The sequence below is a fragment of the Thauera sp. AutoDN2 genome (assembly GCF_051280715.1).
In the GTDB taxonomy this organism is placed as follows: domain Bacteria; phylum Pseudomonadota; class Gammaproteobacteria; order Burkholderiales; family Rhodocyclaceae; genus Thauera.
Map to the genome: position 1 here is coordinate 49724 of NZ_JBNCAR010000011.1, position 23295 is coordinate 73018.

The window sequence follows — 23295 nt, forward strand, 5'->3', positions numbered from 1 at the left end:
ACGAATCACCGAGGCAAGACAATGCCGAAACGTACAGACATAAAGAGCATCCTGATCATCGGGGCAGGCCCCATCATCATCGGCCAGGCCTGCGAATTCGACTACTCGGGTGCCCAGGCCTGCAAGGCCCTGCGGCAGGAAGGTTACAAGGTCATCCTGGTCAACTCGAACCCGGCGACCATCATGACCGATCCGGAGACGGCCGATGTCACCTACATCGAGCCGATTACCTGGCAGGTCGTCGAGCGCATCATCGAGAAGGAGCGCCCCGACGCGGTGCTGCCGACCATGGGCGGACAGACCGCGCTCAACTGCGCGCTCGACCTCGCCCGCCACGGCGTGCTTGCCAAGTATGGCGTGGAACTCATCGGCGCCTCGGAAGAGGCGATCGACAAGGCCGAGGATCGCCTCAAGTTCAAGGATGCGATGACCAAGATCGGTCTCGGTTCCGCGCGCTCGGGCATCGCCCACAGCATGGAAGAGGCGCTGCAGGTGCAGGGCGGCATCGGCTTCCCGGTGATCATCCGCCCGAGCTTCACGCTCGGTGGAACCGGCGGTGGCATCGCCTACAACATGGAAGAGTTCCAGGATATCTGCAAGCGCGGCCTGGAAGCGAGCCCGACCAACGAACTGCTGATCGAGGAATCGCTGCTCGGCTGGAAGGAGTACGAGATGGAGGTCGTCCGCGACAAGGCGGACAACTGCATCATCGTGTGCTCAATCGAGAACCTCGATCCGATGGGCGTGCACACCGGAGACTCGATCACCGTCGCGCCGTCGCAGACGCTGACCGACAAGGAATACCAGATCATGCGGAACGCCTCGATCGCGGTGTTGCGCGAGATCGGGGTGGATACGGGGGGGTCGAACGTACAGTTCGCGATCAACCCCAAGGACGGTCGCATGATCGTCATCGAGATGAACCCACGTGTGTCGCGCTCGTCTGCGCTGGCCTCCAAGGCCACCGGCTTCCCGATCGCCAAGGTCGCGGCCAAGCTCGCGGTCGGATACACGCTGGACGAGCTCAAGAACGAAATCACCGGCGGAGCCACCCCGGCCTCGTTCGAGCCCTCGATCGACTATGTCGTCACGAAAATCCCGCGCTTCGCGTTCGAGAAGTTCCCCCAGGCCAACGACCGCCTGACCACCCAGATGAAGTCGGTGGGCGAGGTCATGGCGATGGGTCGCAGCTTCCAGGAGTCGTTCCAGAAGGCCCTGCGCGGGCTGGAGGTCGGCGTATATGGTCTGGATGAGGTGGAAGCCGACCGCGAGGACCTCGAGCACGAGCTCGCCAGTCCGGGCGCGCAGCGCATCTGGTACGTGGGCCAGGCCTTCCGTGAGGGCATGAGCCTCGAACAGGTCTTCAACCTCTCGAAGATCGACCCGTGGTTCCTCGCCCAGATCGAGGACATCGTGCTGTCCGAGAAGGCGCTCGCCGGTCGTTCGCTGAAGGCGCTGCAGGCGCCCGAACTGCGCGAGCTGAAGAAGAAGGGTTTCTCCGACCGCCGCCTGGCCAAGCTGCTTAATACCGACGAGACCGCCGTGCGCCTGCACCGCCACGCGTTGGGCGTGCGCCCGGTGTTCAAGCGCGTTGACACCTGCGCAGCCGAGTTTGCCACCTCGACCGCCTATCTCTACTCGTCCTATGAGGAAGAGTGCGAGGCGATGCCGACCGAGCGCAAGAAGATCATGGTGCTCGGCGGTGGTCCCAACCGCATCGGCCAGGGCATCGAGTTCGACTACTGCTGCGTGCACGCGGCACTCGCGCTGCGCGAGGACGGGTACGAGACCATCATGGTCAACTGCAACCCGGAAACCGTATCCACCGACTACGACACTTCGGATCGTCTGTACTTCGAGCCGATCACGCTCGAGGATCTGCTCGAAATCGTGCACATCGAGAAGCCGGTCGGCGTGATCGTGCAGTTCGGCGGCCAGACGCCGCTCAAGCGTGCCCAGGCGCTTGCGGACAACGGTGTGCCGATCATCGGCACCAGCCCGGACATGATCGACGCCGCTGAGGACCGGGAGCGCTTCCAGAAGCTACTGAACGACCTCGGCCTCAAGCAGCCGCCCAACCGCACCGCCCGCACGCCGGAAGAGGCGGTGCGCCTGGCCGCCGAGATCGGCTACCCGCTGGTGGTGCGTCCATCCTATGTGCTCGGTGGGCGCGCGATGGAGATCGTGCACGAGCAGAAGGACCTCGAGCGCTACATGCGTGAGGCGGTCAAGGTGTCCAACGAGTCGCCGGTTCTGCTCGACCGCTTCCTCAACGACGCCACCGAGGTGGACGTTGACGCGCTGTCCGACGGCAAGCAGGTGATGATCGGCGGCATCATGGAGCATATCGAGCAGGCCGGCGTGCACTCGGGCGACTCCGCCTGCTCGCTGCCGCCCTACACGCTGACGCCGGCGCTGCAGGACGAACTGCGCCGTCAGACCGAAGCGATGGCGCGGGCGCTCAACGTCGTCGGCCTCATGAACGTGCAGTTCGCGATCCAGGGCGAGGGCGACAATGCGGTGGTCTATGTGCTTGAGGTGAACCCGCGTGCCTCGCGCACGGTGCCCTTTGTGTCGAAGGCCTGCTCGCTTCCGCTGGCCAAGATCGCCGCGCGCTGCATGGCCGGCCAGACGCTGGCCGAGCAGGGCGTGACGGGCGAGGTCGTGCCGCCGTACTACTCGGTCAAGGAAGCGGTGTTCCCGTTCGTGAAGTTCCCGGGCGTGGATACCATCCTCGGCCCCGAGATGAAGTCCACCGGCGAAGTCATGGGCGTAGGTCGCAGCTTCGCCGAGGCCTTCGTCAAGAGCCAGATGGGTGCCGGCGTGCGCCTGCCGACCTCGGGCACGGTGTTCATCAGTGTGCGTCCGGGTGACCGCCCTGTGGCGATCGAGGTCGCGCGCGAACTCCACGAACTTGGGTTCTCGCTGGTGGCGACCCGCGGTACTGCCTCGGTGATCGAAGGTGCCGGCATTCCGGTGAGCGTGGTCAACAAGGTCAATGAAGGGCGGCCGCACATCGTCGACATCATCAAGAACCAGGAAGTGGTGCTGGTGATCAACACGGTGGAGGAGAAGCGTCAGGCGATTGCGGACTCGCGCTCGATTCGTACCAGTGCGCTTGCCGCCAAGGTTTCCATCTTCACGACCATCGAAGGTGCGCGCGCCGCATGCATGGGCATGCGCCATCTGGCCAGCGGCCTCGAGGTCTACTCGGTGCAGGAACTGCACCAAGAACTGAAGCAGAAAGCATGAACAAAACCCCGCTCACCGTTGCTGGCGCCGAGAAATTGCGCGCCGAGCTGCATCGCCTCAAGACCGTGGAGCGCCCCAACGTGATCGCTGCGATCGCGGAGGCGCGCTCTCACGGCGACCTGTCGGAGAACGCTGAATACGAAGCCGCCAAGGACCGTCAGGGATTCATCGAAGGCCGGATCATGGAGGTCGAGGCCAAGCTCGCTACCGCCCAGATCATCGACCCGCAGTTGCTCGACGCCGATGGACGCTGTGTGTTCGGCGCGACGGTCGAACTCGAAGATCTCGACTCCGGGCAGGTCGTTACCTACCAGATCGTGGGTGACGACGAGGCCGACATCAAGGAGAACAAGATCTCCATCAGCTCACCGATCGCGCGAGCACTGATCGGCAAGTATGCGGGCGACGTCGCGGAGGTGCAGGCCCCCGGCGGTGTGCGCGAGTACGAGGTGATCGACGTCCGCTATATCTGACCGCAGCCGCGTGGCGGATACCGGCAACGAAAAAGGCGGTGCGCTGCACCGCCTCTTCTTTTTGCTGCTCGCTGGGGTCAGCCAGGCGCTTCAGCGCCCCCGCGAGCCGCTGCTTGTGCCCCGCGTGCGCGGTGCCGGGCTGCGGGCGGGTGAGCGGCGGGATTCGGCGCTGGCCTTGGCCAGTGCCGCGCGGCGCGCTGCGGCCGCGAACGCAGCGGCGGACTTGGCCGTCGCCGCGCGCGCCGGTTTCTTTTCGGGTGCGGCTGCGGGCTTGTCTTCCTCACGGCGCTGACGCCAGACGATGAGGATGTTGCCGATGTGCTGCACCGGCTCCGCATCCAGGGTCGCGCAGAGCTCCTGCATCAGCGCGTCACGCTGCTCGCGCTCGGTGCCCTGGACTTTCACCTTAATGAGCTCATGCGCTTGCAGCGAGCGCTCGATCTCGGCGAGGACGTTCGGTGCGAGGCCGTTGCCGGCAATCGTGACCACGGGGTTGAGGTGGTGGGCGCGGGCGCGCAGGTCGCGGCGCTGGGCCGGGGTGAGCTCGGTCATTGAGGTTCTCTGGATACTGGATACTGGATGCCTGGGAGGCGGATTCTACTCTGTGCGCGGGGGTGGGTGGTCCTTCATGGACGAGTGGGCCCGATATGGATAAGCGGATGAAGGCATGAAGAAGAACAAGACGAGTCGCGCCTGGGTGCACGACCATTTGAACGATCCGTGGGTGCAGCGAGCCCAGGCGGAGGGGTACCGCGCCCGCGCGGCATACAAGCTGATCGAGATCGACGAGCGCGATCACCTGCTGCGCTCTGGCGCGGTAGTCGTCGACCTGGGGGCGGCGCCGGGCTCCTGGTGCCAGGTCGCGGTCAAGCGCTGTGGGCCGAAGGGAAAGGTGTTTGCACTCGACCTGTTGCCGATGGAGGCCGTTGCGGGCGTGGATTTCCTGCTCGGGGATTTTTCCGAGGATGCGGTGCTCGAAGAGCTCGAGCGGCGACTGGAAGGCGCCCGTGTTGACCTCGTGATGTCCGACATGGCCCCCAACCTGAGCGGGGTGGCCACGGTCGATCAGGCCCGTTCGATCCACCTTTGCGAACTGGCGCTGGATTTCGCAGCGCGACACCTCAAGCCTGGCGGCCAGTTCGTGGTGAAGGTGTTCCAGGGCGAGGGTTTCATGGAGTTCCGGCGCCAGATGGAGGCGGCGTTCTCCAGCGTGCAGGTGCGCAAGCCCAAGGCGTCGCGCGACCGCAGCGCGGAGGTCTATCTGCTGGCGAAGGGCCTCAGGCGGAACTGAATCGCAACGGGTGTCCCCAATAGCGCCTGCCAATGCGGCTCATTGGTTTGCCCGGGGGAACATTCACCACTAGAATCGGTCAGTCGCGTACATGGCCAGAAAGGCTCTCGGGGAATAGAACCTTGAACAATCTCTTCAAAAATCTCGCGATCTGGATGGTCATCGGCGTGGTGCTGATGACCGTATTCAACCAGTTCAACACGCGTCAGACGCCTGCCGCCACCATGGAGTACTCCCAGTTCCTGGAGGAAGCCAAGGCAGGTCGGATCGCGCGCGCGACGATCGACGGGCGCGTGGTCAAGGCGACGACGCAGGAAGGTCGCTCGATCACCGTGTTTACGCCTGGGGTGCAGGACATCTGGATGGTGTCCGATCTGATGCGCTATGGTGTCCAAATCACGGCTTCGAAGCCCGACGAGGAGCAGTCCTTCCTCGCGAGCGTATTCGTGTCCTGGTTCCCGATGCTGCTGCTGATCGGCGTGTGGATCTTCTTCATGCGGCAGATGCAGGGCGGCGGCAAGGGTGGTGCGTTCTCCTTCGGCAAGAGCAAGGCACGCATGCTCGACGAGTCGGCCAATTCGATCACCTTCGCTGACGTGGCGGGGTGCGACGAGGCCAAGGAAGAGGTTTTTGAGCTTGTCGAGTTTCTGCGTGACCCGTCCAAGTTCCAGAAGCTCGGCGGACGCATCCCGAAGGGCGTGCTCATGGTGGGTTCGCCAGGTACCGGCAAGACGCTGCTTGCAAAAGCCATTGCGGGCGAAGCGAAGGTGCCATTCTTCTCGATTTCCGGCTCCGATTTCGTCGAGATGTTCGTCGGCGTGGGTGCTGCGCGCGTGCGCGACATGTTCGAGCAGGCCAAGAAGCACGCGCCCTGCATCATCTTCATTGACGAGATCGATGCGGTCGGCCGCCAGCGCGGTGCTGGTCTGGGCGGTGGTAACGACGAGCGTGAGCAGACCCTGAACCAGTTGCTGGTCGAGATGGACGGCTTCGAGGGTCAGACAGGTGTTATCGTCATCGCAGCGACCAACCGCCCTGACGTGCTCGACCCCGCGCTGCTTCGCCCGGGGCGCTTCGATCGTCAGGTTGTCGTGTCGCTGCCCGACATCCGCGGTCGCGAACAGATCCTCAAGGTGCACATGCGCAAGGTGCCAATCGCGCCCGACGTCGACCCGCAGGTGCTGGCGCGTGGTACGCCGGGCTTTGCCGGCGCGGATCTCGCCAACCTGGTCAACGAGGCGGCGCTGTTCGCAGCGCGGGGCAACAAGCGCCTGGTCGATATGGACGATTTCGAGCGCGCCAAGGACAAGATCATGATGGGCGCGGAGCGCCGGTCGGTGGTCATGCCCGAGGAGGAGCGCCGCAATACCGCCTATCACGAGTCGGGCCATGCGGTGGTTGCACGCCTGCTCGACAAGACCGATCCGGTGCATAAGGTCACGATCATCCCGCGCGGTCGCGCGCTGGGGGTGACCATGCAACTGCCGACCGAAGATCGCTACAGTCAGGATCGCGAGCGGCTGCTGCAGACCATCGCCGTGCTCTTCGGTGGCCGCATTGCCGAAGAGATCTTCATGAAACAGATGACCACCGGAGCGTCCAACGACTTCGCCCGCGCGACTGATCTTGCGCGCCGCATGGTCACGCAGTGGGGCATGTCGGACAACCTCGGCCCCATGGTGTACGGTGAAGAAGAAGGCGAGATCTTCCTCGGGCGTCAGGTGACGACCCATCGCAACGTGTCCGAGGCGACCATGCAGAAGGTGGACGGGGAAATCCGTCGCATCATCGACCAGCAATACGGTCTGGCCCGACGGCTCATCGAGGAGAACAGCGACAAGGTCGAGGCGATGACCAAGGCGCTGCTCGAGTGGGAGACTATCGACGCCGATCAGGTAAACGACATCATGGATGGTCGCCCGCCGCGCCCGCCCAAGCCGGTGCCGGTACCGCCAGCGCGCCCGAAGGACGATGCACCGGGCGCGGCCCCTAACGCCGCTGCTCCGGCGGCCTGATTTACTTCGTTCCTCACTGGGACATTCCGATTCGAGGGCCGGTTTTACCGGCCCTCTCCCTTTCAAGCCCCCCGAGGCCATGCCGCCCCTGGCTTGCGCCCGCCCGGAGTTCACCCCTTGAGCATCCTGCACTGTGGCCGTTTCCGCCTCGATCTGGCGGAGCCGAAGATCATGGCGATCATCAACCTCACCGATGATTCCTTCTCGGGGGATGGTCTTCGTGCGGACACCCGCGCCGCGCTCGTGCGTGCGGAGCAGGCTCTGGAGGAGGGTGCGGACGTGCTCGACATCGGCGCGGAGTCATCGCGCCCGGGTTCAGACCCGGTACCCGAGGCGCAGGAGCGCGAGCGCATCGTGGCTTTCCTTCAGGCCGCGCGGGCATGGGGGGTTCCGCTGTCGGTTGACACCCTCAAGCCCGCGGTGATGTGCGCGGCGCTGGACGCCGGGGCGGACATGATCAACGACATCAATGGTTTCCGTGCGCCCGGCGCGGTGGAGGCCGTGGCAGGGGGCGAGGCCGGTCTGTGCCTGATGCACATGCAGGGGGAGCCCCGCACCATGCAGCAGGACCCGCGCTATGAGGACGTTGTGAGTGAGGTCGCGCGGTTTTTCGCCGAGCGTGTGGCCGTCCTCGTGGCGGCGGGTGTCGGACGCGAGCGGCTCGTGCTCGACCCCGGCTTCGGTTTCGGCAAGAACACCTCGCACAACTACACCCTGCTCCGCGATCTAGGCCGCCTTACCCTGGGTGGCCTTCCCTTGCTTGCGGGGTTGTCGAGAAAATCGATGCTCGGGGCCGTCACTGGACGACCGGTGGAGGATCGCTTGGCCGCGAGCGTTGCCGGCGCGCTGATCGCGGTGCAGAACGGTGCGGGCATCGTGCGCGTGCACGACGTTGCGGCGACCCGCGACGCTTTGCGTGTATGGAAAGCGACGCAGAATCCGTGCTGAAGCCCGTCTCCCGGAGTGTCATAATTCAGCTCTTTTGACGTCTTCGGAGCGAGGATGGGACGCAAGTATTTCGGTACCGATGGGGTTCGTGGCAAAGTGGGCGAGGCACCGATCACACCCGAGTTCGTGATGAAGCTCGGCTATGCTGCGGGTGTGACCCTGGTGGCGCGGGAGCAACTGCCCCCGGGAGAGCACCCTGCAGTCCTGATCGGCAAGGACACCCGCATCTCGGGCTACATGCTCGAAGCGGCCCTCGAGGCCGGTTTTGCGGCAGCCGGGGTCGATGTCATGCTCGCAGGGCCGATTCCCACGCCGGCGGTGGCGTACCTGACGCGCGCACTGCGCCTGCAGGCGGGTGTGGTCATTTCGGCGTCGCACAATCCGTTCTACGACAACGGAATCAAGTTCTTCTCCGCCAGCGGCAGCAAGCTGCCCGACGCGATTGAAGCCGAGATCGAGGCTAGGATCGAAGAACCCATCGGCTGCGCCGAGTCGGCCAGGCTGGGCAAGGCGCGTCGCATTGCGGACGCGGCGGGACGCTACATCGAGTTCTGCAAGAGCACGTTCCCGAACGAGCTAGACCTGCGCGGCATGCGCATCGTGGTCGATTGCGCGCATGGCGCGGCGTATCACATCGCCCCGAAGGTCTTCCATGAACTGGGCGCCGAGGTGGTCGCCGTGGGGGCGGAGCCGAATGGCTTGAATATCAATGACGGCGTTGGTGCGACCCGTCCCGAGAATCTGCGCAAGGCCGTGCTTGCGCAGGGTGCCGATCTGGGGATCGCGCTCGATGGTGACGCCGACCGGATCGTCATGGTGGATCAGACTGGCGAGATTTACGATGGCGACAAGCTGCTCTATGTCGTGGCACGGTCGCGGCACGCCGAGGGGCGGCTCGATGGGGTCGTCGGCACCCTGATGAGCAATCTGGGTTTCGAGCATGCGATCAAGCGCTTGGGTACACCCTTCGCTCGCGCGAAGGTGGGCGACCGCTACGTGCTCGAGATGCTTCAGGCGCGTGGCTGGAAGCTGGGGGGCGAGAATTCGGGTCACATTATCTGCCTGGACCAGCACACCACCGGTGATGGCATCGTCTCTGCACTGCAGGTGCTCGCCGCGCTCAAGCAGCGCGGCGTGTCCCTCGCCGAGGCTTGCGGCGACCTTGTCTTCTATCCGCAGCGGCTGATCAATGTGCGTATGCCGAGCGGTTTTGACTGGGGTGCTGACGATGGCATCGCGAGCGCGAGGCGCCGCGCAGAGGCAATGCTGGGCGAGCGCGGGCGGGTGCTGCTCCGCGCGTCGGGCACCGAGCCCTTGCTGCGTGTGATGGTGGAGGGTCAGGACGGCATGCTCGTCGAGCAACTCGCGCGCGAGATCGCAGACGCCGTGGAGCATGCCTTCGGTTGATGGCCGGAGTAGAGGCGCAGTGCATCCAGCGCTGCGCCCAGTCGGAGCGCGAGCAGGCATTTGCTCCTGGCCTCCGTTCTGTTTCGATGACATGAAACGTCGCTGTAACAATGCATTGCTACCTTACGGGCTCAGTCTTCCAACCCGAGGTAGTGACCATGCGTTTTTCCACCAAGTTTGCACTCGCCGCGTTCTCCACCGCATTCATCGGCCTCAACGCCCACGCTGCGGACATCACCGGCGCAGGTGCGTCCTTCCCGGCGCCGATCTACGCCAAGTGGGCGGATGCATACCAGAAGGCGACCGGCAACCGTGTGAATTACCAGTCGATCGGCTCCGGCGGCGGCATTCGCCAGATCGGTGCCAAGACGGTCGACTTCGGTGCCTCGGACATGCCGCTCAAGCCTGAGAAGCTCGATGAAGGCGGTCTGCAGCAGTTTCCGACCGTGATCGGTGCGGTGGTGCCCGTGGTCAATATCGAAGGCGTCGAGCCTGGTGAGATGAAGCTCACCGGCGAGGTTCTGGCTCAGATCTACCAGGGCAAGATCACCAAGTGGAACGATCCGGCCATCGTCGCGTTGAACCCGGACGTAGGCCTCACCGACCAGGATATCGGCGTCGTGCGCCGTGCAGACGGTTCTGGCACCACCTTCGTGTTCACCAACTACCTTTCGAAGGTCTCGGCCGAGTGGAAGGAAAAGATTGGTGAAGGCACCGCGGTGCAGTGGCCGGTGGGTCTGGGTGGCAAGGGTAACGAGGGGGTTTCTGCCTTCGTGCAGCGTCTGCCTGGCTCGATCGGCTACGTCGAGTACGCTTATGCCAAGCAGAATAAGCTGTCGCACACCAACATGCAGAACAAGGACGGTCAGTTCGTCGCGCCGAGCAATGAAACCTTCGCTGCGGCCGCCGAGGGTGCGGATTGGTCCAAGTCTGCGTTCTACGAGATCCTGACCAATCAGCCGGGTGCAAAGTCGTGGCCGATCACCAGTGCCACCTTCATCCTGATGCATAAGGTGCAGGACAAGCCCGCGCAGGCAGCCGAAGTGCTGAAGTTCTTCGACTGGGCGTACGAGAATGGCGGTGATATGGCGCTCGAACTTGAGTACATCCCGATGCCGAAGGCAACGGTAGATCTCATCCGTGCCTCGTGGGGTGGAATGAAGGGCGCGGATGGCGCGGCTGTGTATCAGGCCAAGTAATCCGGGTCCGCACGCGTGGCTCAACCCAGTGCTCAGCCAAAGGCCCATGGGGCCTTTGGCGGTGATCTTTACGCGGGTGGCGGTGATGCCGCCCGCTCTGGTAATCAAATGCGAACGACCGAGTTCAAATCTCCGGCGTCGAGCAAGCTCGCCGACAAGGTGTTCGGCGGCATGGCGAAGTCCTTCGCCTGGCTGACCCTGATCCTGCTTGCGGGCATCATCATCGCCCTCGTCTTTGCCTCCTGGCCGAGCATCCAGGCCTTTGGCATCGGCTTTCTGTTCTCCGATGCGTGGAATCCGCCGATGGAAGAGTTCGGGGCGCTGATCCCGATCTACGGCACCATTGTGACGTCGGTGATCGCGTTGCTGATCGCCGTGCCGGTCAGCTTCGGCATTGCACTCTTTCTGACCGAACTCGCGCCCGTATGGCTGCGCCGCCCGCTCGGCACGGCGATCGAGTTGCTCGCCGCCATCCCATCGATCGTCTATGGCATGTGGGGTCTGCTCGTGTTCGCCCCCATCTTCGCCAAGTACATTCAGCCCGCGCTGCAGTCCTCGCTCGGCCAGTTGCCATTGATTGGCCATCTGTTCGCCGGACCGCCTTTGGGTATCGGTCTGCTCTCTGCCGGCATCATCCTCGCAATCATGATCATTCCGTACATTGCCTCGGTGATGCGGGACGTGTTCGAAGTGACGCCGCCGATGCTCAAGGAGTCGGCCTACGGCGTGGGCTGCACGACCTGGGAGGTGATGTGGGGCGTGGTGCTCCCTTACACCAAGACCGGCGTGATCGGTGGCGTGATGCTCGGCCTGGGCCGGGCGCTGGGCGAGACGATGGCGGTGACCTTCGTCATCGGCAACACGAACTTCCTCAACTCGGCCTCGCTGTTTGCGCCGGGCAACAGCATCACCTCGGCGCTGGCGAACGAGTTCGCCGAAGCCGATCCCGGCCTGCATACCGCCGCGCTGATGGAGCTGGGCCTGATCCTGTTCTTCATCACCCTGGTCGTGCTCGTCGTGTCCAAACTGCTGCTGCTCAAGCTCGCCAAGGGCGAGGGTGCGAAGACCTGAGCGAGAACGAACATGAACCTGCTTGCAAGACGCAAATTCACCAACCGGCTCGCATTGACGCTGTCCCTTTCGGCGATGGCGTTCGGTCTCTTCTGGCTGGCCTGGATCCTGTGGACGGTGTTCGAACTGGGTCTTTCCGGGCTGTCGGTGAGCCTCTTCACCGAGATGACGCCGCCGCCGGGGGCGGAAACGGGTGGCCTGCTCAATGCGATCGTCGGTAGTCTGGTGCTGGTCGTGCTCGCGACTCTGCTCGGGACCCCAATCGGCATCCTGGCCGGGGTGTATCTCGCTGAGTACGGGCGCTACCACTGGCTGGGGGCGACCACGCGTTTCATCAACGACCTGCTGCTGTCGGCACCCTCGATCGTGATTGGCCTCTTCGTCTATGCTGTGGTCGTGGCGCAGACGGGCAAGTTCTCGGCGTGGTCAGGCGTGATTGCGCTCGCCCTGATCGTGTTGCCCGTGGTCGTGCGCACGACCGAGAACATGCTCCAGCTTATCCCCAACACGCTGCGTGAGGCCGCCTTCGCGCTCGGCGCACCCAAGAGCGTGGTGATCTCCAAGGTCACGCTGCGAGCGGCACGAGCAGGGGTGCTGACGGGAGTGCTGCTTGCCGTTGCACGTATCGCGGGCGAGACCGCGCCCTTGCTCTTCACGGCGCTGTCCAACCAGTTCTGGACGCTCGACCTGAACGAACCGATGGCCAACCTGCCGGTGACCATCTTCAAGTTCGCCATGAGCCCCTTCACCAACTGGCAGGAACTGGCCTGGGCAGGCGTGTTCCTGATCACCATGGGCGTGCTCGTACTCAACATCATCGCGCGCGTTTTCCTGCGCGCCGAGAAGATCAACTAAGGCATTGGCCGCATGCAATCCGCGCCCGCCGCGACGGCGGACCGGGATTGGAGAAGAGAATGGAAATCAACGACGCGCAGATCGAGTTCAAGGACTTCAACTTCTACTACGGCAAGTTTCACGCGCTGAAGAACATCAATTTCAAGATGGCGCGGCACAAGTGCACAGCGTTCATCGGTCCCTCGGGCTGCGGCAAATCGACGCTGCTGCGCACGATCAACCGCATGTACGACCTCTATCCCGAGCAGCGCGCCGAAGGGCAGTTGCTGTTCGATGGCCGCAACCTGCTGGCCTCGGAGATCGACGTGAGTGTGCTGCGCGCCAAGATCGGCATGGTGTTCCAGAAACCGACGCCATTTCCGATGTCCATCTATGACAACATCTCGTTCGGAGTGAAGCTGCACGAGAAGCTGTCGAGCAAGGACATGGACCAGCGCGTTGAATGGGCGCTGCGCAAGGCCGCCCTGTGGGATGAGGTCAAGGACAAGCTCAACCAGAGCGGGATGAGTCTCTCCGGCGGTCAGCAGCAGCGTCTTTGCATTGCGCGCGGCATTGCAGTCAAGCCTGAGGTGATCCTGCTCGACGAGCCGACCTCGGCGCTGGACCCCATCTCGACAGCCCGCATCGAGGAACTGATCGACGAGCTGAAGGAAGAATTCACCATCGTCATCGTGACCCACAACATGCAGCAGGCGGCGCGGATTTCCGATTACACCGCCTACATGTACTTGGGCGAGATGGTCGAGTTCGGCGTGACCGACGAACTGTTCGTGAAACCGAAGAAAAAGGAAACCGAGGACTACATCACCGGGCGCTTCGGCTGACCGGGTGAGCGCACGCCCCGCGGGGCGTCCACGTGGCCGGCGGGCGCGGGTGGGAGGGCAGCCCCATTCGCGCCCGCAGTGGTTTCAGCCCCCGCGCAGTGCCACGCTGAGTTGATCTACGAGCTCTGCCCAGTCAGCGTCATTCGCCAGTTGTTCGCGCAGGAAGGCAGCTTGGGCCGTGGTCCAGAACGGTGCATCGCAGAGCTTGACGGCTTCGGCGAGTGGTGCGTGCGTGCGGATGAAGGACTCGATCGAGGCCGCATCGTTCGGCAGGCCGAGTTGTGCGAACAGGTCGCTGAATACGTGAATCGGCTTTTCCATGGGCTGCTCCTTCGGGTGTGTGAGATCGGAAGAGAGACTGCGGAGTGTCACGGGCCGGGGCTTGAGTCCTCCACGGATGCTCGAGCGTACTTTTTCCAGTATGGTTCGCGTCGTGCGCCGAGGCAAACCGGGCGGTCGGTGTTGGTCCCCGCGTGCTTCGTGGCTGGGCAGGCACTTTGATGCGCCGATGCGGCTGGCTCGCGGGGTCGGTTGGCTTGTGCTCGCGCGGCCTGCATTTGCAGCATCGGCGCCGGCAGCCCTATAATCCTGCGGTTTATCCCCGATCGCATGATTCGACAAATGACCAGGCTCGTCGCCGGCAACTGGAAGATGAACGGCAGCCTCGCTGCCAACCGCGAGCTTCTGCGCTCGCTGTCAGCCGTATCGGGCGTCGAGATGGTCATCTGCGCGCCTTTTCCCTATTTGGCGCAACTGCAGAAGCGCCCCGAGGGTCTGGCGCTCGGCGCGCAGGATGTGAGCGAGTTCGAGGAGGGTGCCTATACCGGCGAGGTCAGCGCGGCGATGCTCGCCGAGTTCGGCTGCAGCTACGTGATCGTAGGTCACTCGGAGCGCCGTGCGCTGTTCGGTGAGGGCGACGCGCTCGTCGGGCGCAAGGCCGTTGCAGTGCTTGCGCACGGCATGGTTCCCGTGGTGTGCGTTGGCGAGACGCTGGCCGAGCGCGAGGCGGGTGAAGTGATGTCGGTCATTGGCCGGCAACTCGGCGCGGTGTTCGATGTGCTTGGGCGGGCTTCGATGCGAAAGGTGGTCGTGGCCTATGAACCCGTGTGGGCGATCGGCACGGGGCGCTCGGCGAGCGTCGAGCAGGTCGCCGCGGTGCATGGCGACATCCGCGCCTGGCTCGAGGCGAACGGTATCGCCGGGGACGAGGTCCGCATCCTTTACGGTGGTAGCCTCAAGCCCGAGAATGCCGCTGCGCTGTTCGCGGTGCCAAATGTGGATGGCGGGTTGATCGGCGGGGCGTCGCTGATCGGGGAGGATTTCATGGCCATCTGTCGCGCTGCGGCGGATGCGGTTTGATTGTTCAACGTTGGGTTTAATTCAGGGTTTGAGATGGGTGATTATCTTTTTTCTCTCGTGCTGACGGTTCATGTGCTCGTCGGCATTGGTGTCATCGGCTTGGTGCTCGTGCAGCACGGCAAGGGGGCCGACATGGGGGCTGCGTTCGGCGGCGGTGCATCGGGTAGCCTGTTCGGCGCATCGGGTTCGGCGAACTTCCTCAGCCGCACGACCGCCGTGCTTGCAACGGTCTTTTTTCTGACGAGTCTGGGTCTCAGTTTCCTCGCCAGCAACAAGCCTGCTGCGCCCTCGAGCGTGATGGAAGGTGCTCAGGTCGCGCCGGCCGTGGAGTCGCAGCCTGTGGCCCCGGTGGATACTTCGCCGGCCCAGTCGATCCCGAAATAATTGCTCGCCTGGCTTTGCTCAGTCAGGGAAAACTCGTATAATTACGAGGCTTTCAACGTGAAGCGCCGACGTGGTGAAATTGGTAGACACGCTATCTTGAGGGGGTAGTGGCGAAAGCCGTATGAGTTCGAGTCTCATCGTCGGCACCATATTCCGGAAGCGCCCGCAACTGCGGGCGTTTCCATGCAGAACAGCAAAAACAATAATGACGGCGCGCCAATGATGCCGTTCAACGCAAACGGGGGTTTCTGGACATGCTGGAAAACTATTTTCCTGTCCTGATGTTCATGCTCGTCGGTCTTGGCTTTGGCCTTGCGCCCGTCATTCTTGGGCGACTGATTGCCCCCTATCGTCCCGATTCAGAAAAAAACTCTCCCTACGAATGCGGCTTCGAGGCGTTTGAAGACGCCCGAATGAAGTTCGACGTTCGCTATTACCTGATCGCAATTCTTTTCATCCTGTTCGATCTTGAAATCGCCTTTCTCTTCCCGTGGGCGACGGTCTTCCAGGAGTTTATTGCCGCCGGTGAAATTGCCTGGTTCGTGTTTGGATCGGTCATGGTCTTTCTGGCGATTCTGGTAATTGGCTATATCGTCGAGTGGAAGAATGGCGCACTCGACTGGGAGTAATGCATGAGCATTGAGGGCGTATTTCGCGAGGGGTTCGTCACCACCTCGCTGGATGCGGTCATCAACTGGACGCGCACGGGTTCGCTCTGGCCGATGACTTTCGGTCTGGCCTGTTGTGCGGTCGAGATGATCCACGCGGGCTGTTCCCGCTATGACCTGGACCGCTTCGGGGTGGTTTTCCGTCCGAGCCCGCGTCAATCCGATCTGATGATCGTCGCTGGTACCCTGTGCAACAAGATGGCGCCCGCGCTGCGCAAGGTCTACGACCAGATGTCGGAGCCGCGCTGGGTGATCTCCATGGGGTCCTGTGCCAACGGTGGTGGCTACTACCACTACTCCTATTCGGTCGTGCGTGGTTGCGACCGGATCGTGCCGGTTGACGTCTATGTGCCGGGCTGTCCGCCCACGGCCGAGGCGCTGATCTACGGCATTCTCCAGCTCCAGAACAAGATCAAGCGCACGAACACGATCGCGCGCTGAGGGGTGTCCCAGACATGAGTGCCAAGCTTGAACGCCTGAGCCAGTCCCTGCGCGAAGTCTTCGGCGACCACATCCGGTCGCTGGTGCTCGATCGGGGTGAGCTCACCATCGAGGTGCCTGCCTCGGAATACCTGCGCATCTGCCGTCGCTTGCGCGACCATGCCGAGTTGCATTTCGAGCAGCTGATCGACATTTCGGGTGTCGATTATTCCACTTATGGCAACGCGCCATGGGCGGGAAAACGCTTCGCATCGGTGGCGCATCTCACCTCGGTGAAGCACAACCAGCGCCTGCGCGTCCGCGTGTTCGCGGAAGAAGATGCCTTCCCGGTGGTGGATTCGGTGGCAGAGGTCTGGCCAGCCGCCAACTGGTACGAGCGCGAGTCCTTTGATCTGTACGGGATCCTGTATTCCGGCCATCCGGATCTGCGCCGGATCCTGACCGACTACGGTTTCGTCGGCCACCCATTCCGCAAGGACTTCCCGGTGTCGGGTCATGTCGAAATGCGCTACGACCCCGAGCAGGGCAGGGTCGTCTATCAGCCGGTCACCATCGAGCCGCGCGAGAACACACCGCGCATCGTGCGCGAAGAGAATTACGGGGACGTCGGCCATGGCTGAAATCCGCAACTACACGATCAACTTCGGTCCGCAGCACCCTTCGGCACACGGCGTGCTTCGTCTCGTGCTCGAGCTGGATGGCGAGGTGGTCGAACGTGCCGACCCGCATATCGGCCTGCTGCATCGCGGCACGGAAAAGCTTGCCGAGACCCGTACCTGGGTGCAGTCCGTGCCCTACATGGATCGTCTCGACTACGTGTCGATGATGTGCAACGAGCACGCCTACTGCATGGCGATCGAGAAGCTGCTCGGCATCGAGGTTCCGTTGCGCGGTCAGTACATCCGGGTGATGTTCGACGAGATCACCCGCATCCTGAACCACCTGCTCAACATCGGCACGCATGCGCTCGACATCGGCGCCATGACGATGGTGCTGTATACCTTCCGCGAACGCGAAGACCTTATGGACGCCTATGAGGCCGTCTCGGGCGCGCGGATGCACGCGGCCTACTACCGGCCCGGTGGCGTCTATCGTGATCTGCCGGACCGCATGCCGAAGTACGAGGCCAATCGTTTCAAGAACGAGAAGGCGGTGCGCGAGCTCAATGCTGCGCGCGAAGGCTCGATGCTGGATTTCCTCGAGGACTTCACGAACCGCTTCCCGACCTATTGCGACGAGTACGAGACGCTTCTCACCGAAAACCGGATCTGGAAGCAGCGCACGGTCGGCATTGGTGTGGTTTCGCCCGAGCAGGCGCTGGCCTGGGGATTCACCGGCCCGATGTTGCGTGGTTCCGGAATCGCGTGGGATCTGCGTAAGAAACAGCCTTACGAGGTTTACGACCGGCTGGATTTCGACATCCCCGTTGGCAAGAACGGCGACTGCTACGACCGTTACCTGTGCCGCATGGAAGAGATGCGCCAGTCGAACCGCATCATTCGCCAGTGTATCGACTGGTTGCGCAAGAACCCCGGTCCGGTCATCACCGACAACCACAAGATTGCGCCGCCTTCGCGCGAGGCGATGAAGTCGAACATGGAAGAGCTGATTCATCACTTCAAGCTCTTCTCCGAGGGCATCCATGTGCCGAAGGGTGAGGTCTATGCTGCAGTCGAGCACCCGAAGGGCGAGTTCGGGGTGTATGCGGTTTCGGATGGTGCGAACAAGCCGTATCGCCTGAAACTGCGTGCCCCAGGGTTTGCGCACCTCGCGGCGATGGACGAACTCGCGCGTGGCCACATGATTGCCGACGTTGTGGCGATCATCGGCACGATGGACGTGGTGTTCGGCGAGATCGACCGCTGATCCCCCCGCGAACGCACCACACGAATACGAATCGGCAGGCTATCCGGAAGATCAAGACGACATGCTGAGCCAGGAATCGCTGCAACAGATCGATCGAGAGATCGCGAAATATCCGCCAGATCAGAAGCAGTCCGCGGTCATGGCCGCGCTGCGGATCGCGCAGGTCGAAAAGGGCTGGTTGCCGAAGGAGCTCATCGAGTTCGTCGCCCAGTACATCGGCATGCCGGCGATCGCAGCCTACGAGGTCGCGAGCTTCTACAACATGTACGACCTGGAGCCGGTGGGGCGTCACAAGATCACGGTCTGCACAAACCTGCCCTGTGCGCTGTCCGGCGGCGTGCATGCCGCCGACTACCTGAAGCAGAAGCTCGGCATCGATTTCAACGAGACCACGCCCGATGGCAAGTTCACGCTGAAGGAAGGTGAATGCATGGGTGCGTGCGGCGATGCCCCGGTGCTGCTGGTGAACAACCATCACATGTGCAGCTGGATGACCACCGAGAAGATCGACCAGATCCTGGCCGACCTGGACAAGAAATGAGCACGCAAGGAATGATTCTCGCCGGCTGTGACGGCGACCGCACCTGGCGGCTCCAGGACTACGTCGCCCGCGGCGGCTACTCGGCGTTGAAGAAGATCATCGGCGAGAAGGTCACGCAGGACGCCATCATCGCCGAGCTCAAGTCCTCGGTGCTTCGCGGCCGTGGTGGTGCGGGTTTTCCGACCGGACTCAAGTGGAGCTTCATGCCGCGCTCGTTCCCGGGCGACAAGTACCTCGCCTGCAACTCGGACGAGGGCGAACCGGGAACCTTCAAGGACCGTGACATCCTGCGCTACAACCCGCATTCGGTCATCGAGGGCATGATCATCGCAGCTTATGCGATGGGTGCTGCACGCGGATACAACTACATTCACGGCGAGATCTTCGAGGTGTACCAGCGCTTCGAGGAGGCGCTCGCCGAAGCGCGCGAGGCGGGCCTGCTCGGGCAGAACATCCTGGGTTCCGGCTTCTCCTTCGAACTGTTCGCGCATCACGGCTACGGTGCCTACATCTGTGGCGAGGAAACCGCCCTGCTCGAGTCGATCGAGGGCAAGAAGGGGCAGCCGCGCTTCAAGCCGCCGTTCCCGGCGAGCTACGGCCTGTACGGCAAGCCGACCACGATCAACAACACCGAGACCTTTGCCTCCGTCCCGTTCATCATGAACATGGGCGGCGAGGCCTTCCTCAACCTCGGTAAGCCGAACAATGGCGGCATGAAGCTGTTCTCGGTGTCGGGGCATGTCAATCGCCCGGGCAACTACGAGATCCCGCTCGGCACGCCGTTCTCCGAACTGCTCGAGATGGCAGGCGGGATGCGCGGCGGTCGCAAGCTCAAGGCGGTGATCCCGGGAGGGTCCTCCGCGCCGGTGGTGCCGGGTGCGGTGATGATGGACTGCACGATGGACTATGACTCCATCTCCAAGGCCGGGTCGATGCTCGGCTCAGGCGCGGTCATCGTCATGGACGAGACCACCTGCATGGTGAAGGCGCTCGAGCGGCTGTCCTATTTCTATTTCGAGGAATCCTGCGGTCAATGCACGCCTTGTCGCGAAGGCACAGGCTGGCTGTATCGCGTGGTGCACCGTATCGAGAACGGCCTTGGCCGTCCGGACGACCTCGACCTGCTGAACTCGGTCACGACCAACATCATGGGGCGCACCATCTGTGCGCTGGGTGATGCGGCTTCCATGCCGGTACAGAGCTTCGTCAAGCACTTCGGTAGCGAGTTCGAATACCACATCGAAAACAAGAAGTGCCTCGTGCCGCCCGAAGTGCAGCGCGCAGGCAGTCAAATCTACGTGAGCCCGTCATGCTAGAGATCGAAATCGACGGCAAGCAGATCCAGGTCGAGGACGGCAGCACCGTGATGGATGCCGCCTCGGTCGCCGGGGTGTATATCCCGCATTTCTGCTACCACAAGAAACTCTCCATCGCGGCGAGCTGCCGCATGTGCCTGGTTCAGGTCGAGAAGGCGCCCAAGCCGCTGCCGGCCTGTGCGACCCCGGTCACCAATGGCATGAAGGTGTGGTCACACTCCGAGCTCGCCGTGAAGGCGCAGAAGGGGGTGATGGAGTTCCTGCTCATCAACCACCCGCTGGACTGCCCGATCTGCGATCAGGGCGGCGAGTGCCAGCTGCAGGATCTCGCGGTCGGTTACGGTTCCACCGCTTCGCGCTATCAGGAAGAAAAGCGCGTCGTCTTCAACAAGAACCTCGGTGCGCTCGTCTCCACCGACATGACGCGCTGCATCAACTGCACCCGCTGCGTGCGCTTCACCGCCGAGATCGCCGGCGAGATGGAACTGGGCCAAGCCTTCCGTGGCGAGCACGCGGAGATCATGCCCTTCATCGAGAAGACGGTCGATTCCGAACTCTCGGGCAACATCATCGACCTCTGCCCGGTCGGTGCGCTCACCTCCAAACCCTTCCGTTTCGCTGCCCGCACCTGGGAGCTCTCGCGCCGCAAATCGGTGAGCCCGCACGACTCGCTGGGCGCGAACCTGATCGTCCAGACCAAGCACGATGTGGTCAAGCGCGTGCTGCCGCTGGAGAACGAAGAGGTCAACGAGTGCTGGCTGTCCGACAAGGATCGTTTCTCGTATGAGGCGCTCAACGGTGAGCAGCGTCTCACCACGCCCATGGTCAAGCAGGGCGGGCAGTGGAAGCAGGTCGACTGGCAGGCGGCGCTCGAGTTCGCGGCCAACGGACTGCGTGGGATCGCACATGATCACGGCGCCCCCGCGATTGGTGCCCTTGGCTCGCCGCACGCGACGGTCGAAGAACTCCATCTGTTGCAGAAGCTCGTTCGCGGCCTCGGCTCGCAGAACGTCGATTTCCGCCTGCGCCAGTCCGATTTCCGCTGCGACACGCATCGCCTTGGCGCGCCGTGGCTGGGCATGCCGATCGCCGGTGTCAAAGACCTCACCCGACTGCTCGTGGTCGGCAGCTTCCTGCGCAAGGACGCACCGCTCCTCGCGCAACGCGTGCGGCAGGCGGCAAAGAAGGGACTGCACGTCAGCGCCATCGGGCCAAATGCCGAGCAATGGTTGATCCCGGTGCGCAACCGAGCGCTTGTCGCACCGTCGGCGATGGTTGCCGTCATGGCCCAAGTGGTGGTCGCGCTGTCGCAGGAGAAGGGTGTCGAGGTCAGTACCGCGCTGCAGGGCAAACTGCCGGTGGACGTTTCCGATGACGCCCGGGCGATCGCCCAGAGCCTGGCCAGCGGCCGCAAGGTAGCGGTGTGGCTCGGCAACCTGGCCGTCCAGCACGAGCGCTACAGCGAATTGCAGACCCTGGCGCAGGAGATCGCGCGCATTTCCGGTGGCAGCTTCGGCGTCATCGGAGAAGCTGCCAACAGCGTTGGCGGCTATCTTGCCCGCGCCGTGCCGGGCGAGGATGGCCTGAACGCCGCCGCGATGATCGAACAGCAGCGCAAGGCCTACGTGTTGCTCGGCGCCGAACCCGATCTCGATTTTGCCAACCCGGTCGCCACGCTCGCAGCGATGCGCGCGGCGCAGCTCGTCGTCGCGATGAGCGCCTTCGACTCGCCCGCGTTGCGCGAGGTGGCCGACGTGCTGCTGCCGATCGCGCCCTTTACCGAAACCTCCGGAACCTTCGTCAACACCGAGGGCAGGGCACAGAGCTTCACCGCGGTTGCCCGTCCCTTGGGTGAGGCGCGGCCGGGCTGGAAGGTGCTTCGCGTCCTGGGCAACCTGCTCGCCCTCGAAGGCTTCGAGTACGGCGACTCGGAAGCCGTGCGCGCCGAAGCGCTCGGTGGTGACATTCCGGCACGCTTGGACAACGAACTGCGTGGCATCGTGGTCAATGCGGCGCTGGGTGAAAACTCCAGGGTCGAGCGCGTGGCCGATGTCCCGATCCACTTCGCCGATCCGATCGTGCGTCGTGCGCCTTCGCTGCAGAAAACGCGTGATGCAGCCGCACCCGTGGCGCGCATCGCACCGGCGACCATTGCGGCCCTCGGCCTCAGCGACGGAGATCGGGTGCGGGTGACGCAGGGTGGTGGCAGCGTCGAACTGGTTCTTGTGGCCGACAGCGGCCTTGCCGAAGGCTGCGTGCGCGTGGCCGCAGCGCATCCCTCGACCGCCGCGCTTGGCGCGCTGAGCGGTGACCTCAGCGTGGAGCGTGTCTGATGGATTCGATGCTTCAACCCGTAGCCGATTTCTTCGGCCCGAGCTGGACGGCGATCTGGACGCTGATCAAGATCGTCGCGATCATCGCCCCGTTGATGATCTGCGTGGCGTACCTGACCTTGGCCGAGCGCAAGGTGATCGGTTTCATGCAGGTGCGGATCGGCCCCAACCGGGTCGGCCCGATGGGTCTGCTGCAGCCGATCGCGGACGGCATGAAACTGCTGTTCAAGGAAATCATCGTCCCGAGCGGGGCAAGCAAGGGGCTCTTCATCCTGGGCCCAATCCTTGCCATCGCGCCTTCGCTGGCCGCCTGGGCGGTCATACCCTTCGATGACGGGCTCGTGCTCGCCAATGTCAATGCAGGGCTGCTCTTCCTGCTCGCGATCACTTCGCTCGAGGTGTACGGCGTGATCGTCGCGGGCTGGGCATCGAACTCGAAGTATCCCTTCCTCGGCGCCATGCGTGCGGCGGCACAGATGGTGTCTTACGAAGTTGCGATGGGCTTCGCACTGATCTGCGTGCTGCTGATCTCGGCCAGCCTCAACCTCACCGACATCGTGATGTCTCAGTCCCAGGGACGTTTCGCCGACATGGGTCTGGGCTTCCTCTCCTGGAACTGGCTGCCGCTGTTCCCGATGTTCGTCGTGTATGTGATCTCCGGCATCGCCGAAACCAACCGCGCCCCGTTCGACGTGGTCGAAGGCGAGGCAGAGGTGGTTGCCGGACACATGGTCGAGTATTCGGGTATGGCGTTCGCGCTGTTCTTCCTCGCCGAATACGCCAACATGATCCTGGTCTCCATCCTGACCGCGGTCCTGTTCCTTGGCGGATGGCTCTCGCCCGTGGGCTTCCTGCCCGACGGCTTCCACTGGCTGGCGGTGAAGACGGCATTCATCCTGCTGCTGTTCCTGTGGGCGCGTGCCACCTTCCCGCGCTTCCGCTACGACCACATCATGCGTCTTGGTTGGAAGGTGTTCATTCCCGTCACCCTGGTGTGGGTGTTGGTGGTGGCGGTCTGGATGATGTCGCCGTTGTCGATCTGGAGTTGAGAA

Annotated in this window: 22 protein-coding genes and 1 tRNA gene; 21 read left to right on the top strand and 2 right to left on the bottom strand. The window is 63.2% G+C overall.

The annotated features are described in order from the left end of the window. Positions 1-21: 21 nt before the first annotated feature. Together carB and greA are read left to right on the top strand one after the other, a co-directional pair. Positions 22-3252, top strand: coding sequence for a carbamoyl-phosphate synthase large subunit (gene carB / locus ACPT9U_RS08555; protein WP_435750598.1), 3231 nt, complete (start codon positions 22-24; stop codon positions 3250-3252). Then, on the top strand, positions 3249-3725 hold the full coding sequence (greA, locus tag ACPT9U_RS08560; protein WP_418362835.1) for a transcription elongation factor GreA: 477 nt from the start codon (positions 3249-3251) through the stop codon (positions 3723-3725). The genes carB and greA overlap by 4 nt, the downstream gene beginning before the upstream one ends. Positions 3726-3815: 90 nt before the next feature. On the opposite strand, the gene yhbY is transcribed toward greA, so the two are convergent. Continuing rightward, positions 3816-4277, bottom strand: a complete 462-nt coding sequence (gene yhbY, locus ACPT9U_RS08565; protein WP_435750599.1) for a ribosome assembly RNA-binding protein YhbY — start codon at positions 4275-4277, stop codon at positions 3816-3818. A gap of 115 nt (positions 4278-4392) precedes the next feature. Here yhbY and ACPT9U_RS08570 point away from each other — a divergent pair, with 115 nt between their 5' ends. The 8 genes from ACPT9U_RS08570 (at position 4393) to pstB (ending at position 13335) form a co-directional block, all read left to right on the top strand. After that, complete coding sequence (locus tag ACPT9U_RS08570; protein ID WP_435750600.1) at positions 4393-5016, top strand: RlmE family RNA methyltransferase; 624 nt, start codon at positions 4393-4395, stop codon at positions 5014-5016. A gap of 122 nt (positions 5017-5138) precedes the next feature. Beyond that, positions 5139-7031, top strand: a complete 1893-nt coding sequence (gene ftsH / locus ACPT9U_RS08575; protein WP_435750601.1) for an ATP-dependent zinc metalloprotease FtsH — start codon at positions 5139-5141, stop codon at positions 7029-7031. Positions 7032-7148: 117 nt separating this feature from the next. After that, complete coding sequence (folP, locus tag ACPT9U_RS08580; RefSeq protein ID WP_435750602.1) at positions 7149-7979, top strand: dihydropteroate synthase; 831 nt, start codon at positions 7149-7151, stop codon at positions 7977-7979. 54 nt (positions 7980-8033) lie between these two features. Continuing rightward, complete coding sequence (gene glmM / locus ACPT9U_RS08585) at positions 8034-9386, top strand: phosphoglucosamine mutase (protein WP_435750603.1); 1353 nt, start codon at positions 8034-8036, stop codon at positions 9384-9386. Between the two features lie 158 nt (positions 9387-9544). Beyond that, positions 9545-10585 (top strand): phosphate ABC transporter substrate-binding protein PstS, encoded by a 1041-nt coding sequence (pstS, locus tag ACPT9U_RS08590; RefSeq protein WP_418362829.1) that lies wholly within the window; start codon positions 9545-9547, stop codon positions 10583-10585. 108 nt (positions 10586-10693) lie between these two features. Beyond that, on the top strand, positions 10694-11656 hold the full coding sequence (pstC, locus tag ACPT9U_RS08595) for a phosphate ABC transporter permease PstC (protein ID WP_435750604.1): 963 nt from the start codon (positions 10694-10696) through the stop codon (positions 11654-11656). A gap of 12 nt (positions 11657-11668) precedes the next feature. Beyond that, entirely contained in the window at positions 11669-12511 is an 843-nt protein-coding gene (gene pstA / locus ACPT9U_RS08600) for a phosphate ABC transporter permease PstA (RefSeq protein ID WP_418362827.1), read from the top strand. 59 nt (positions 12512-12570) lie between these two features. Next, positions 12571-13335 (top strand): phosphate ABC transporter ATP-binding protein PstB, encoded by a 765-nt coding sequence (gene pstB, locus ACPT9U_RS08605; RefSeq protein WP_435750606.1) that lies wholly within the window; start codon positions 12571-12573, stop codon positions 13333-13335. A gap of 84 nt (positions 13336-13419) precedes the next feature. Here the strand turns inward: pstB and ACPT9U_RS08610 are convergent, their stop codons facing one another. Beyond that, positions 13420-13656 carry a DUF2789 domain-containing protein gene (locus tag ACPT9U_RS08610; protein ID WP_435750607.1) on the bottom strand — a complete coding sequence of 79 codons (237 nt, stop codon included), beginning with the start codon at positions 13654-13656 and terminating at the stop codon, positions 13420-13422. 300 nt (positions 13657-13956) lie between these two features. Between ACPT9U_RS08610 and tpiA the strand changes: the two genes are divergently transcribed. The 11 genes from tpiA to nuoH all read left to right on the top strand — a co-directional run bounded on the left by tpiA (position 13957) and on the right by nuoH (position 23292). Next, positions 13957-14694, top strand: a complete 738-nt coding sequence (gene tpiA, locus ACPT9U_RS08615) for a triose-phosphate isomerase (protein WP_435750608.1) — start codon at positions 13957-13959, stop codon at positions 14692-14694. Between the two features lie 33 nt (positions 14695-14727). Continuing rightward, the gene (secG, locus tag ACPT9U_RS08620; RefSeq protein ID WP_418363346.1) at positions 14728-15078 is read left to right on the top strand and encodes a preprotein translocase subunit SecG; all 351 of its coding nucleotides are present in this window, start codon (positions 14728-14730) and stop codon (positions 15076-15078) included. 64 nt (positions 15079-15142) lie between these two features. Further along, positions 15143-15227, top strand: a tRNA-Leu gene (locus ACPT9U_RS08625). A gap of 105 nt (positions 15228-15332) precedes the next feature. After that, entirely contained in the window at positions 15333-15707 is a 375-nt protein-coding gene (gene ndhC, locus ACPT9U_RS08630; RefSeq protein ID WP_138861751.1) for an NADH-quinone oxidoreductase subunit A, read from the top strand. A gap of 3 nt (positions 15708-15710) precedes the next feature. After that, on the top strand, positions 15711-16187 hold the full coding sequence (locus ACPT9U_RS08635) for a NuoB/complex I 20 kDa subunit family protein (RefSeq protein ID WP_002926530.1): 477 nt from the start codon (positions 15711-15713) through the stop codon (positions 16185-16187). Positions 16188-16201: 14 nt separating this feature from the next. Continuing rightward, positions 16202-16807 (top strand): NADH-quinone oxidoreductase subunit C, encoded by a 606-nt coding sequence (locus ACPT9U_RS08640; RefSeq protein ID WP_435750609.1) that lies wholly within the window; start codon positions 16202-16204, stop codon positions 16805-16807. Further along, positions 16800-18053, top strand: coding sequence for an NADH-quinone oxidoreductase subunit D (locus tag ACPT9U_RS08645; protein WP_435750610.1), 1254 nt, complete (start codon positions 16800-16802; stop codon positions 18051-18053). Before ACPT9U_RS08640 ends, ACPT9U_RS08645 begins: the two co-directional genes overlap by 8 nt. Before the next feature lie 61 nt (positions 18054-18114). After that, positions 18115-18594 (top strand): NADH-quinone oxidoreductase subunit NuoE, encoded by a 480-nt coding sequence (nuoE, locus tag ACPT9U_RS08650; RefSeq protein WP_435750611.1) that lies wholly within the window; start codon positions 18115-18117, stop codon positions 18592-18594. 11 nt (positions 18595-18605) lie between these two features. Next, a complete protein-coding gene (nuoF, locus tag ACPT9U_RS08655; protein ID WP_435750628.1) occupies positions 18606-19910 on the top strand; it encodes an NADH-quinone oxidoreductase subunit NuoF in 1305 nt (434 codons plus the stop codon). Next, positions 19904-22243, top strand: a complete 2340-nt coding sequence (gene nuoG / locus ACPT9U_RS08660; protein WP_435750612.1) for an NADH-quinone oxidoreductase subunit NuoG — start codon at positions 19904-19906, stop codon at positions 22241-22243. The genes nuoF and nuoG overlap by 7 nt, the downstream gene beginning before the upstream one ends. Next, a complete protein-coding gene (nuoH, locus tag ACPT9U_RS08665) occupies positions 22243-23292 on the top strand; it encodes an NADH-quinone oxidoreductase subunit NuoH (protein ID WP_435750613.1) in 1050 nt (349 codons plus the stop codon). The genes nuoG and nuoH overlap by 1 nt, the downstream gene beginning before the upstream one ends. Positions 23293-23295: the final 3 nt, after the last annotated feature.

Bases quoted from the DNA above. Each gene is read 5' to 3' on its own strand.
- carB (WP_435750598.1), top strand. From the start codon at position 22: ATGCCGAAACGTACAGACATAAAGAGCATCCTGATCATCGGGGCAGGC.
- greA (WP_418362835.1), top strand. From the start codon at position 3,249: ATGAACAAAACCCCGCTCACCGTTGCTGGCGCCGAGAAATTGCGCGCC.
- yhbY (WP_435750599.1), bottom strand. From the start codon at position 4,277: ATGACCGAGCTCACCCCGGCCCAGCGCCGCGACCTGCGCGCCCGCGCC.
- ACPT9U_RS08570 (WP_435750600.1), top strand. From the start codon at position 4,393: ATGAAGAAGAACAAGACGAGTCGCGCCTGGGTGCACGACCATTTGAAC.
- glmM (WP_435750603.1), top strand. From the start codon at position 8,034: ATGGGACGCAAGTATTTCGGTACCGATGGGGTTCGTGGCAAAGTGGGC.
- pstS (WP_418362829.1), top strand. From the start codon at position 9,545: ATGCGTTTTTCCACCAAGTTTGCACTCGCCGCGTTCTCCACCGCATTC.
- pstC (WP_435750604.1), top strand. From the start codon at position 10,694: ATGCGAACGACCGAGTTCAAATCTCCGGCGTCGAGCAAGCTCGCCGAC.
- pstA (WP_418362827.1), top strand. From the start codon at position 11,669: ATGAACCTGCTTGCAAGACGCAAATTCACCAACCGGCTCGCATTGACG.
- pstB (WP_435750606.1), top strand. From the start codon at position 12,571: ATGGAAATCAACGACGCGCAGATCGAGTTCAAGGACTTCAACTTCTAC.
- ACPT9U_RS08610 (WP_435750607.1), bottom strand. From the start codon at position 13,656: ATGGAAAAGCCGATTCACGTATTCAGCGACCTGTTCGCACAACTCGGC.
- tpiA (WP_435750608.1), top strand. From the start codon at position 13,957: ATGACCAGGCTCGTCGCCGGCAACTGGAAGATGAACGGCAGCCTCGCT.
- secG (WP_418363346.1), top strand. From the start codon at position 14,728: ATGGGTGATTATCTTTTTTCTCTCGTGCTGACGGTTCATGTGCTCGTC.
- ndhC (WP_138861751.1), top strand. From the start codon at position 15,333: ATGCTGGAAAACTATTTTCCTGTCCTGATGTTCATGCTCGTCGGTCTT.
- ACPT9U_RS08635 (WP_002926530.1), top strand. From the start codon at position 15,711: ATGAGCATTGAGGGCGTATTTCGCGAGGGGTTCGTCACCACCTCGCTG.
- ACPT9U_RS08640 (WP_435750609.1), top strand. From the start codon at position 16,202: ATGAGTGCCAAGCTTGAACGCCTGAGCCAGTCCCTGCGCGAAGTCTTC.
- ACPT9U_RS08645 (WP_435750610.1), top strand. From the start codon at position 16,800: ATGGCTGAAATCCGCAACTACACGATCAACTTCGGTCCGCAGCACCCT.
- nuoE (WP_435750611.1), top strand. From the start codon at position 18,115: ATGCTGAGCCAGGAATCGCTGCAACAGATCGATCGAGAGATCGCGAAA.
- nuoF (WP_435750628.1), top strand. From the start codon at position 18,606: ATGATTCTCGCCGGCTGTGACGGCGACCGCACCTGGCGGCTCCAGGAC.
- nuoG (WP_435750612.1), top strand. From the start codon at position 19,904: ATGCTAGAGATCGAAATCGACGGCAAGCAGATCCAGGTCGAGGACGGC.
- nuoH (WP_435750613.1), top strand. From the start codon at position 22,243: ATGGATTCGATGCTTCAACCCGTAGCCGATTTCTTCGGCCCGAGCTGG.